Genomic DNA, 11,881 nt, shown 5'->3' with positions numbered 1-11,881 from the left:
CGCCGGGCGGGCTGGGCGAGGCCGGACATTAGCTGACGTTGCGTCAGAAGTGTAGGGGTGTGCCTCGCCGCCGCACTCCGGGGCGCGGCAGTGCCGCGTACAGACCGCCCGACACGACGATGGTGGCGGCCCAGCCCAGTCCATTGCGCCCGGCCCAGGTGGTGGCGAGCGGACCGCTGAACCACTCCACGCCGGTGAACAGCAGCCCGACCGCCAGACCCGTGGCCCAGGCGGCCACGGCCGGCCACGCGAAGCCGCCCGTGTACCAGTAGGCGCTGCTGGGAGTGGTGTCCATGAGCGCCACCGGATCGTATGCGCGCCCCCGCAGCTGGTCCACGCCGAAGACGCCGATCCAGGCCGAGAACGTCACCGCGAGCAGGTTCAGAAAGGAGACGAACGAATCGATGAAACTGTTCGCCACCATCATCAGCAGCGCTCCCAGGAACAGGCTGATCGCGGCATTCACCGCGACCGCCCAGGCGCGCGGGACGCGGAATCCCAGCGTCTGCGCGGTGAATCCCGCCGAATACATCGACATGGCATTGATCAGCACCATGCCGAGCACGGCGACGAGCAGATACGGCACCGAGATCCAGCCCGGCAGTAATGAGCCGATGAAGGAGACCGGGTCCCGGGTGACGGCCAGTCCCGGCGTGCCGACCGCCATCACCGCTCCCATCAGCACCATCGGCAGGAACACGATTCCCGCGCCGCCCACGGTCGCCGCGACCATCGCCCGGCCGGAGGCGGCGCGTGGCAGGTAGCGGGTGAAGTCCGGGCCGGTGGGGGCCCAGCTGATGCCGCCGGCCGCCAGGGTGCCGATGCCCGCGACCATCATCGACGTCGGTCCGGCCGGCTGGTCCAGGACGGCCCGCCAGGACGTCGCACCGGCCAGGTGGACCAGCGCGAGGACGCTGAACCCGCCGAAGAGGCACGCGGACCAGGTGGAGCAGACCCGCAGCGCCCGTACCCCCAGCCCCGACAGCAGGAATCCGGCCGTCACGAAGGCCGTCAGGGTCGCGACGATCAGGGCAGGGGTGCTCCGGACCCCGAAGAGCAGATCGAGCACGGTCAGTACGGCGTACGCGCCGGTGACCGCGTTCACCGTCTCCCAGCCCCAGCGGGCGACCCAGACCAGCGCTCCGGGCGCCAGGTTGCCCCGCTGCCCGAAGACGGCCCGGGAGAGCGCCATGCCGGGTGAACCGCCGTGCTTCCCCGCGATGGAGACCAGTCCGACCATCCCGTACGAGAGGACGGGAGCGGCTGCCGCGACGATCAGCACCTGCCAGAAGCCCAGCGCGTTGAAGACGATGAGGCCCGCACCCATGGTGAGCAGCAGCACGGTCATGTTGGCCGCGACCCAGGTGGGGAAGAGGCTCCGGGCCCGGCCGGTGCGCTCGCCGTCGGGCACGGGTTCCAGGCCACGGGTCTCCACGCGCAGAATCGTACCTTCACCGGCATACAGTGCATATCGACCAGGTCGATTCAGAGGTGCCGTCCGTCCGCCGACCGGCACCGGTGCGGAGCTCTCGAAGCGGCAGGGCGCGCGGCGCGGCGGGGGAGCCGCGGCCCCTCGGGCTGTGACCGCGGGACGGCCATTCCCCGATTGTCCCCGCACGTGACCGATACTGGGTGGGTTATGGAATTCGTCATCCTTGCTGTAGTCATCGCCCTGGTCGCGGTCGGCGTGATCAGCGGGCTCGTGGTCAGCAGCCGCAAGAAGAAGCAGCTGCCCCCGGCACCGTCGAGCACGCCGACCATCACTCCTCCCGCCGAGCCCCATGTCGGCGAGGAGGCCGAGACGCCGCGCGACGAATCGCGCCGCACCATCGAGGAAGTAGGGCTCCCGCCCGCCGAGGCCGCCGACGAGCAGGCTCCGGAGGCCGTCGAGGCCCCCGCGCTCGACGTTCCCGAGCCCACGGCCGGCCGCCTCGTACGGCTGCGGGCCCGCCTCGCCCGCTCGCAGAACTCCCTCGGCAAGGGGCTGCTCACGCTCCTGTCCCGGGACAACCTCGACGAGGACACCTGGGAGGAGATCGAGGACACGCTCCTCACCGCCGATGTCGGCGTCGCCCCCACCCAGGAGCTGGTGGAACGGCTCCGGGAGCGCGTCCGGGTCCTCGGCACACGTACCCCCGAGGGCCTGCGCTCGCTCCTGCGCGAGGAGCTCCTCACCCTGCTCGGCACCGACTTCGACCGCGCGGTCAAGACGGAGAGCGGCGTCGACACCCCGGGTGTCGTGATGGTCGTCGGTGTCAACGGCACCGGCAAGACCACCACCACCGGAAAGCTCGCCCGGGTGCTCGTGGCCGACGGCCGCAGCGTCGTGCTCGGCGCGGCCGACACCTTCCGGGCCGCCGCCGCCGATCAGCTCCAGACCTGGGGCGAGCGCGTCGGCGCCCGCACCGTGCGCGGACCCGAGGGCGGCGACCCCGCGTCGATCGCCTTCGACGCGGTGAAGGAAGGCATCGCCGAGGGCGCCGACGTCGTACTGATCGACACGGCGGGCCGGCTGCACACCAAGACCGGTCTGATGGACGAGCTCGGCAAGGTCAAGCGGGTGGTCGAGAAGCACGGACCGCTCGACGAGATCCTGCTCGTCCTGGACGCCACCACCGGGCAGAACGGCCTGGTGCAGGCCCGGGTCTTCGCCGAGGTCGTCGACATCACCGGCATCGTCCTCACCAAGCTCGACGGCACCGCCAAGGGCGGCATCGTCATCGCCGTCCAGCGCGAGCTGGGCGTACCGGTGAAGCTGATCGGGCTCGGCGAGGGGCCGGACGATCTGGCCCCGTTCGACCCGGAGGCGTTCGTGGACGCCCTGATCGGGGACTGAGCCCCACGGACAGGAAGAAGCCCGGCCGCATGATCCGTGCGGCCGGGCTCTTCGCTGTGACGAGCCGCGTGGCGCGCCCCGTGAGGATCTGCGTCGCGCACCGCTGGGCAGCCCCGGGCGGCTCAGCCGCAGGGCGCCCACCGGTGGCAGGTGTACGCCAGCGTGCCCAGCAGCAGCCGCGCCTCGGGTGGCGCCGCCGCGGTGTCCAGGGCCGGCGGCCGGAGCCAGCGGACCGGGCCGAGGCCGCCCTGGTCCGAGGGCGGTGCGGTGATGTGGGAGCCGAGGCCGAGCGCCCGCAGATCCAGCCCCGCGTCGTCCCAGCCCATCCGGTACAGCAGTTGGGGGAGTCCGTCGGCGGCGCCCGGTGCCACGAAGAACTGCGCCCGGCCGGCCGGCGTCACCGCCACCGGGCCGAGCGGCAGCCCCATGCGCTCCATCCGTACCAGCGCCCGGCGCCCGGACTGTTCGGCGACGTCGAGGACATCGAAGCTGCGGCCCACCGGCAGCAGCATCGAGGCGCCCGGCACCTCGGCCCACGCGCGCGCCGCCGTGTCGAGTGTCGCCCCGGCGGGGACCTCCCGCGCGAAGTCCAGCGGATGCGCGCCGGGGGAGGGGCAATCGGCCTTCCCACACGAGCAGTTGCCGTCCGCGGCCCGCGCGCCCGGCGTGACGGCCCAGCCCCACAGCCCCGTGTACTCGGCCACCGCGGTGCCCTCGGTCGCACGGCCGCGGCGCCGTGAGCCGGATCGCAATTCGCGGATGCCGCCGATCGTGAAGCCCATGCCCCCTCCAACGGGTCCAACGCGCCGTGGTTACGGACCGGAGTTCAATCGTGACACTCCGCCGTCCCTGGCCGATCCGGCTGGGCGCGGGGCGCGCACGGGGGTGCCTGACCCCGTTCGCGCGCCCGTGAATGCGCCTTTGCGCCCGCCGCTGATCGCTCTCTGTCAAGTGAATCGCGCCCGGCCGTAGTGGCGTTCATCCGAAGGGGTGGCGAATGGTGGCGTTTCCGCAATCACTCTCCCCGAGGGGGTGATCGTAGGATTACCGTCGGTACACGAACCATGGAAGTATGTGCTCCCATGGGTATGCCGGAGGCAACCCGACTTTCTGTTCGATGGTGTGCAACCTCCGCACGGACAGCATCGGTTCACGGCATTCTTACAGTGGTTCGCGGCGGACAGGATTCGGCGGGATGGGGGCGTTCCAGTGAGTGGCAGCGGCGCAGGCGATTCGAATGCCGGTAAGCGCCCCAACGTGCAATTGGGATCATGGTTCGTGCGCAGCGGCTGGTCGAAGGGCGAGCTGGCCCGGCAGGTGAACCGCAGGGCACGCCAGATGGGCGCCCACCACATCAGCACCGACACCTCCCGGGTGCGGCGCTGGCTCGACGGCGAGCAGCCGCGCGAACCGATCCCGCGCATCCTGTCCGAGCTGTTCTCGGAACGCTTCGGTACCGTCGTCGCCGTCGAGGACCTGGGGTTACGCGCCGCGCACCAGGCCCCGTCGGTGGCCGGCGTCGATCTGCCCTGGGCCGGACCGCAGACCGTCGCCCTGCTCAGCGAGTTCTCCCGCAGCGACCTGATGCTCGCCCGCCGCGGATTCCTCGGCAGCTCCCTCAGCCTCGCCGCCGGCCCCGCCCTCATCGAACCCATGCAGCGCTGGCTGGTGCCCGTCGCCGCCCCGGCGGCCGTGGAGCCGGACCCGGCCGCCGCCGCCCGCCGCCCCTCCCGGCTCTCCGGCCCCGAGCTCGACCTGCTGGAATCCACTACCGCGATGTTCCGCCAGTGGGACGCGCAGTGCGGCGGCGGACTGCGCCGCAAGGCCGTCGTCGGCCAGCTCCACGAGGTCACCGACCTGCTCCAGGAGCCGCAGCCGTCCGCCACCGCCAAACGGCTGTTCCGCTGCGCCGCCGAACTGGCCGAGCTCGCGGGCTGGATGAGCTACGACGTGGGCCTCCAGCCCACCGCCCAGAAGTACTTCGTCCTCGCTCTGCACGCCTCCAAGGAGGCCGGTGACAAGCCGCTCGGCTCGTACGTGCTCTCCAGCATGAGCCGCCAGATGATCCACCTCGGCCGGCCCGACGACGCACTCGAACTGATCCACCTCGCGCAGTACGGCAGCCGCGACTGCGCCACCGCGCGGACCCAGGCCATGCTGTATGCGATGGAGGCCCGCGCCTACGCCAACATGGGCCAGCCCAGCAAGTGCAAACGAGCCGTCCGGATGGCCGAGGACACCTTCCTCGACGCGGGCATCGACGGCGAGCCCGAGCCCGACTGGATCCGGTTCTTCTCCGACGCCGAGCTCAACGGCGAGAACTCCCACTCCTACCGTGACCTGGCCTATGTGGCCGGCCGCAGCCCCACGTACGCCTCGCTCGCCGAACCCGTCATGCAGAAGGCGGTCCAGCTCTTCGGCGAGGACGACGAGCACCAGCGGTCGTACGCCCTCAACCTGATCGGTCTCGCCACGGTCCACCTCCTCAAGCGCGAGCCCGAGGAGTCCACCGTGCTGGCCGAGAAGGCGCTGCGCGTCGCCAAGAAGGTCCGCTCCGAGCGCGTCAACACCCGGCTGCGCAAGACGGTCGACACCGCGGCCAGGGACTTCGGGGACATTCCCGAGGTCGCCCAGCTCACCGATCTCCTCACCGAACAACTGCCCGAGAGCGCGGAAGCGGTCTGACGGCGCCCTGCCCGAGACTGCCGAAGCAGTCGAACGGCACCCCTGCCCCGGCCACGACGGCCACCCCGCACAGACCGACTTCGGCTCCCCCGATTGCCAGGTCAGAGGGTGGTCGCCGTGGCCGGTTCGTGTGGTCGTTCCCGTACCGGAGCGTCGTAACCGCACCGTATGCGGCCATGGCCGCAGAGTAGGCCCGAGCGCGGATGCCGCACGGGCGGTTCATGGGGACGTAACACGTCGCTCCCCTTCGTCACTGCGGCGAAACATCGTGCGGCATCGGCGGAAACGGCACTGGGCGAATCTCATGGCGCATAACCGGCCCGCACCTTTTCCCTAGTGGTCCCGCACGTGGTTGTGCCCCCATCGCCCGCACGCGGCCGCACCGACGACGAGGAGACGCCGATGCCCCCAGGCATCACGACGTTTGCAGCAGACGCCCCGACGCTGTCTGCCGCCAATACCGGATTCATGCTCATCTGCTCGGCCCTCGTGATGGTCATGACTCCGGCCCTGGCCTTCTTCTACGGAGGCATGGTCCGCGTCAAGAGCACCCTCAACATGCTGATGATGAGCTTCATCAGCCTCGGGATCGTCACGATCCTCTGGGTGCTGTACGGATTCAGCCTTGCCTTCGGCACCGACATCGGGTCCTTCATCGGCTGGAACTCGGACTTCGCCGGCCTCAGCGGGATCGGCGTCACCCAGCTCTGGGACGGCTACACCATCCCGGTGTACGTCTTCGCCGTCTTCCAGCTGATGTTCGCCGTCCTCACCCCGGCCCTGATCAGCGGTGCTCTCGCCGACCGGGTCAAGTTCACCTCCTGGGCGCTCTTCATCACCCTCTGGGTCACCGTCGTCTACTTCCCGGTCGCGCACTGGGTCTGGGGCGCGGGCGGCTGGCTGTACGAGCTCGGCGTCATCGACTTCGCCGGCGGTACGGCCGTCCACATCAACGCCGGTGCCGCGGCCCTCGGCGTGATCCTCGTCATCGGCAAGCGGGTCGGCTTCAAGAAGGACCCGATGCGGCCGCACAGCCTGCCGCTCGTCATGCTCGGCGCCGGACTGCTCTGGTTCGGCTGGTTCGGCTTCAACGCCGGCTCGTGGCTCGGCAACGACGACGGCGTCGGCGCGGTCATGTTCGTCAACACGCAGGTCGCCACCGCCGCCGCGATGCTCGCCTGGCTCGGCTACGAGAAGCTCCGCCACGGCTCCTTCACCACCCTCGGCGCCGCCTCCGGCGCCGTCGCCGGACTCGTCGCCATCACCCCGTCCGGTGGTGCCGTCAGCCCGCTCGGCGCCATCGCGGTCGGTGCCATCGCCGGTGTCCTGTGCGCCATGGCGGTCGGCCTGAAGTACCGCTTCGGCTACGACGACTCCCTGGACGTCGTCGGTGTCCACCTCGTCGGCGGTGTCGCGGGCTCACTGCTCGTCGGCCTCTTCGCCACCGGCGGAGTCCAGTCCGACGCCAAGGGCCTCTTCTACGGCGGCGGGCTCGAACAGCTCGGCAAGCAGGCCGTCGGTGTCTTCGCCGTCCTCGCGTACTCTCTGGTCGTCTCCGCGGTCCTCGCCCTCATCCTCGACAAGACGATCGGGATGCGGGTCGAGGAGGACGACGAGGTCTCCGGCATCGACCAGGTCGAGCACGCCGAGACCGCGTACGACTTCAGCGGAGCCGGCGGCGGCTTGTCCACGCGCTCCACGCCTCCCGGGCCCGGCACCTCGCCGGCCCCGACGAACAAGAAGGTGGACGCATGAAGCTCATCACCGCAGTCGTGAAGCCCCACCGGCTCGACGAGATCAAGGAGGCCCTCCAGGCCTTCGGCGTCCAGGGCCTCACGGTCACGGAAGCCAGCGGCTACGGGCGTCAGCGCGGCCACACCGAGGTCTACCGCGGCGCCGAGTACACCGTCGACCTCGTCCCGAAGATCCGCATCGAGGTCCTCGTCGAGGACGAGGACGCCGAACAGCTCATCGATGTCGTCGTCAAGGCCGCCCGGACCGGCAAGATCGGTGACGGCAAGGTCTGGAGCGTGCCGGTCGAGACCGCGGTCCGGGTCCGAACCGGAGAACGCGGCCCGGACGCACTCTGACCGACGGTTCCGTAAACGGAAGGGCAGCTGGGTGACGAGTACCGAAATGACCACCGAATCCGAGGACTCGGGACCCAGCGGCTATGCGGCGGCCCGGCTGCGTCTCCTTCAGGAGAAGGCGCGGTCCGGGCCGCCGCGCCGTGCGGCCCTCGCCTCGCTCACCGACGACTGGCTGACCGCCCTCTTCGCCTCCGCGGCCGAACACACCGGTGTCCGCGGCGCCGCCCTCGTCGCCGTCGGCGGCTACGGCCGCGGCGAACTCTCCCCGCGCAGCGATCTCGACCTGCTGCTCCTGCACGACGGCAGCGCCGACGCCGGAGCCGTCGCCGCCCTCGCCGACCGCATCTGGTACCCGGTCTGGGACCTCGGGCTCGCCCTCGACCACTCCGTACGCACCCCAGCCGAAGCCCGCAGGACGGCGGGCGAGGACCTCAAGGTCCAGCTCGGCCTCCTCGACGCCCGGCCCGTCGCCGGGGACCTCGGCCTCGTCGCCTCCCTGCGCACCGCGATCCTCGCCGACTGGCGCAACCAGGCCCCCAAGCGGCTGCCCGCGCTCGACGAGCTCTGCCGCGAACGGGCCGAACGCCAGGGCGAGCTCCAGTTCCTCCTGGAACCCGACCTCAAGGAGGCCCGCGGCGGACTGCGCGACGCCACCGCCCTGCGCGCCGTCGCCGCCTCATGGGTCGCCGACGCACCCCGCGAAGGCCTCGCCGAGGCCCGCCGCGTCCTGCTGGACACCCGCGACGCCCTGCACCTCACGACCGGCCGCGCCACCGACCGCCTCGCCCTCCAGGAACAGGACCAGGTCGCCGCCGCCCTCGGTCTCCTCGACGCCGACGTGCTGCTGCGCCAGGTGTACGAGGCCGCCCGCACCGTCTCGTACGCCACCGACGTCACCTGGCGCGAGGTCAACCGGGTGCTGCGCGCCCGCTCGGTCCGCCCCAGGCTGCGCGCCATGCTGGGCGGGCACCGGGCCCCGGCCGTCGACCGCAGCCCGCTCGCCGACGGCGTCGTCGAGGCCGACGGCGAGGTCGTACTCGCCCGCACCGCCCGCCCCGAGCGCGACCCGGTGCTCGTCCTGCGCGCCGCCGCCGCGGCCGCCCAGTCCGAACTCCCGCTCTCCCGCCACGTCGTACGCCACCTCGCCACCGCCGCCAAGCCGCTGCCGGTGCCGTGGCCGGCCGAGGCCCGGGAGGAGCTCGTCACCCTGCTCGGCGCGGGCGAGGCCACCGTCCCCGTCTGGGAGGCACTCGAAGCGGAGGGGCTGATCACCCGGCTCCTGCCCGACTGGGAACGGGTCCACTGCCGGCCCCAGCGCAACCCCGTCCACACCTGGACCGTCGACCGCCACCTCGTCGAGGCGGCTGTCCGCGCCTCCTCCCTCACCCGCCGCGTCGGCCGCCCCGACCTGCTGCTCGTCGCCGCGCTGCTGCACGACATCGGCAAGGGCTGGCCCGGCGACCACTCCGTCGCCGGTGAGGTCATCGCCCGGGACATGGCCGCCCGGATCGGCTTCGACCCGCGCGACGTGGGCGTCATCGCCACCCTCGTACGCCACCATCTGCTGCTCATCGAGACCGCCACCCGCCGCGACCTCGACGACCCGGCGACCGTCCGCTCCGTCGCCACCGCCGTCGGCACCGCCTCCACGCTGGAGCTCCTGCACGCGCTCACCGAGGCCGACGCGCTCGCGACCGGGCCCGCCGCCTGGTCCACCTGGCGCGCCTCCCTCGTCACCGATCTGGTCAAACGCGTCGCGGCGGTCCTGGCCGGCGAGACACCGCAGGAGCCCGAGCCCGCCGCCCCCGGCGTCGAACAGGAACGCCTGGCCGTCGAGGCCCTGCGCACCGGCGAACCCGTCCTCGCCCTGCATGCCCAGACCGAGACCCCGCAGGAGGACGGTGCACCCGAACCCGTCGGCGTCGAACTCCTCATCGCGCTCCCGGACCGGCCCGGGGTCCTGCCCGCCGCCGCCGGAGTCCTCGCCCTGCACCGCCTCACCGTCCGCGCCGCGGACCTGCGGGCCGTCGAGCTCCCCACCGAGCTGGGCGAGACCGCCGACGTACTGCTGCTCAGCTGGCGGGTCGCGGCCGAGTACGGGGCGCTGCCCCAGTCCGCCCGGCTGCGCGCCGATCTCGTACGCGCCCTGGACGGATCGCTGGACATCAGGTCCCGGCTGGCCGAGCGCGAGGCGGCCTACCCGCGCCGCCGCGGGGTGAAGGCCCCGCCGCCGAGGGTGACGGTCGCGGCGGCCGGCTCGCAGCTGGCCACTGTGATCGAGGTGCGGGCCCAGGACGCCCCGGGACTGCTGCACCGGATCGGCCGGGCGCTGGAACAGAGCGCGGTACGGGTCCGCAGCGCGCATGTGTCGACGCTGGGGGCCAACGCGGTGGACGCCTTCTACGTCACGGACGCCGAAGGCCGGCCGCTGTCCGCCGCCCGCGCCGCGGAACTGGCCCAGGAGGTCGAGAAGGCGCTCGGCTGAGCCCCGCAACCACGGGAAACCGCCCCCGGGCGTCACGAGAACCGGGCGAGGGCTTTGCGTTCTCCGGCGTCCGGATACCCTGGGGAACGACTGACCCGACCCCGCCCCCGACCCTGAGGACCGACGAGCGCCGTGTTCGATACTCTCTCCGACCGCCTTGCCGCGACTTTCAAGAACCTCAGGGGCAAGGGCCGCTTGTCCGAGGCGGACATCGACGCCACGGCTCGCGAGATCCGTATCGCCCTGCTCGAGGCCGATGTCGCGCTGCCCGTCGTCCGGTCCTTCATCGCCAACGTCAAGGAGCGGGCCCGCGGCGTCGAGGTCTCCCAGGCGCTGAACCCCGCCCAGCAGATGATCAAGATCGTCAACGAGGAGCTCGTCTCCATCCTCGGTGGCGAGACCAGGCGGCTGCGGTTCGCCAAGACCGCGCCCACCGTGATCATGCTCGCGGGTCTCCAGGGTGCCGGTAAGACGACCCTCGCCGGAAAGCTCGGTCTCTGGCTCAAGAGCCAGGGCCACTCCCCGCTGCTCGTCGCCTGTGACCTCCAGCGTCCCAACGCCGTGAACCAGCTGAGCGTCGTCGCCGACCGGGCCGGTGTCGCGGTGTACGCGCCCCAGCCGGGCAACGGCGTCGGCGACCCGGTCCAGGTCGCCAAGGACTCGATCGAGCACGCCCGGGCCAAGCAGTACGACGTGGTGGTCGTCGACACCGCCGGCCGCCTCGGTATCGACCAGGAGCTGATGCAGCAGGCCGCGGACATCCGCGACGCCGTCAGCCCCGACGAGATCCTCTTCGTCGTCGACGCGATGATCGGCCAGGACGCGGTCAACACCGCCGAGGCGTTCCGCGACGGCGTCGGCTTCGACGGTGTGGTGCTGTCCAAGCTCGACGGCGACGCCCGCGGTGGTGCGGCCCTGTCGATCGCCCACGTCACGGGCAAGCAGATCATCTTCGCGTCGAACGGTGAGAAGCTCGAGGACTTCGACGCCTTCCACCCGGACCGGATGGCCTCGCGCATCCTCGACATGGGTGACCTGCTCACCCTGATCGAGCAGGCGGAGAAGACCTTCAGCCAGGAAGAGGCCGCCAAAATGGCCTCCAAGCTGGCGTCCAGCAAGGGCAAGGACTTCACGCTCGACGACTTCCTCGCCCAGATGGAGCAGGTCCGCAAGATGGGCTCCATCTCCAAGCTGCTCGGGATGCTGCCCGGCATGGGGCAGATCAAGGACCAGATCAACAACATCGACGAGCGCGACGTCGACCGCACCGCCGCGATCATCAAGTCGATGACCCCGAAGGAGCGCGCCGAGCCGACGATCATCAACGGCTCGCGCCGTGCCCGTATCGCCAAGGGCTCCGGTGTCGAGGTCAGCGCCGTGAAGAACCTGGTCGAGCGGTTCTTCGACGCCCGCAAGATGATGTCGAAGATGGCTCAGGGCGGCGGCATGCCGGGGATGCCCGGGATGCCGGGCATGGGCGGCGGCCCCGGTCGGCAGAAGAAGCAGGTCAAGCAGGCCAAGGGCAAGCGCAAGAGCGGCAACCCGATGAAGCGCAAGGCCGAGGAGCAGGCCGAGGCCGCCCGTCGTGAGCAGGCGGCACAGGGCGGCGCGTTCGGTCTGCCGGCCGGCCAGGAGGACAAGAACTTCGAGCTGCCGGACGAGTTCAAGAAGTTCATGGGCTGAGCAGGCCCGTGTCACGTCCCCGAGGGGGCGCCCGCTTCACGGCGGGCGCCCCCTCGGGCGTGTACGGGGGAGCCGGGATCCCTCCATATGGGCCCAGCGGGC

At 71.4% G+C, this 11,881-nt stretch carries 8 protein-coding genes; 6 read left to right on the top strand and 2 right to left on the bottom strand.

Features of this window, described 5'->3' with window-relative positions:
* Positions 1 to 43: 43 nt before the first annotated feature.
* Entirely contained in the window at positions 44 to 1,435 is a 1,392-nt protein-coding gene (locus tag OG322_RS08805; RefSeq protein ID WP_123461917.1) for a purine-cytosine permease family protein, read from the bottom strand.
* 204 nt (positions 1,436 to 1,639) lie between these two features.
* Between OG322_RS08805 and ftsY the strand changes: the two genes are divergently transcribed.
* On the top strand, positions 1,640 to 2,836 hold the full coding sequence (ftsY, locus tag OG322_RS08800; protein WP_123461919.1) for a signal recognition particle-docking protein FtsY: 1,197 nt from the start codon (positions 1,640 to 1,642) through the stop codon (positions 2,834 to 2,836).
* A 122-nt stretch (positions 2,837 to 2,958) separates the two neighbouring features.
* Here the strand turns inward: ftsY and OG322_RS08795 are convergent, their stop codons facing one another.
* The gene (locus OG322_RS08795) at positions 2,959 to 3,618 is read right to left on the bottom strand and encodes a bifunctional DNA primase/polymerase (RefSeq protein WP_123461921.1); all 660 of its coding nucleotides are present in this window, start codon (positions 3,616 to 3,618) and stop codon (positions 2,959 to 2,961) included.
* Between the two features lie 427 nt (positions 3,619 to 4,045).
* On the opposite strand from OG322_RS08795, the gene nsdA reads away from it, so the two are divergent.
* The 5 genes from nsdA to ffh all read left to right on the top strand — a co-directional run bounded on the left by nsdA (position 4,046) and on the right by ffh (position 11,779).
* A complete protein-coding gene (gene nsdA / locus OG322_RS08790; RefSeq protein WP_123461923.1) occupies positions 4,046 to 5,521 on the top strand; it encodes a transcriptional repressor NsdA in 1,476 nt (491 codons plus the stop codon).
* Positions 5,522 to 5,923: 402 nt separating this feature from the next.
* Positions 5,924 to 7,276 (top strand): ammonium transporter, encoded by a 1,353-nt coding sequence (locus OG322_RS08785; RefSeq protein ID WP_123461925.1) that lies wholly within the window; start codon positions 5,924 to 5,926, stop codon positions 7,274 to 7,276.
* A complete protein-coding gene (locus tag OG322_RS08780) occupies positions 7,273 to 7,611 on the top strand; it encodes a P-II family nitrogen regulator (RefSeq protein ID WP_069170469.1) in 339 nt (112 codons plus the stop codon). Before OG322_RS08785 ends, OG322_RS08780 begins: the two co-directional genes overlap by 4 nt.
* Before the next feature lie 31 nt (positions 7,612 to 7,642).
* Entirely contained in the window at positions 7,643 to 10,096 is a 2,454-nt protein-coding gene (locus OG322_RS08775) for a [protein-PII] uridylyltransferase (protein WP_123461927.1), read from the top strand.
* Positions 10,097 to 10,228: 132 nt separating this feature from the next.
* A complete protein-coding gene (gene ffh, locus OG322_RS08770) occupies positions 10,229 to 11,779 on the top strand; it encodes a signal recognition particle protein (RefSeq protein ID WP_123461930.1) in 1,551 nt (516 codons plus the stop codon).
* The last annotated feature ends 102 nt before the right edge of the window (positions 11,780 to 11,881 follow it).

The organism is Streptomyces sp. NBC_01260 (genome assembly GCF_036226405.1).
GTDB lineage: Bacteria > Actinomycetota > Actinomycetes > Streptomycetales > Streptomycetaceae > Streptomyces > Streptomyces laculatispora.
Note: the sequence above shows the minus strand (reverse complement) of the source record. Positions and strands in the feature narration are given on the sequence as shown.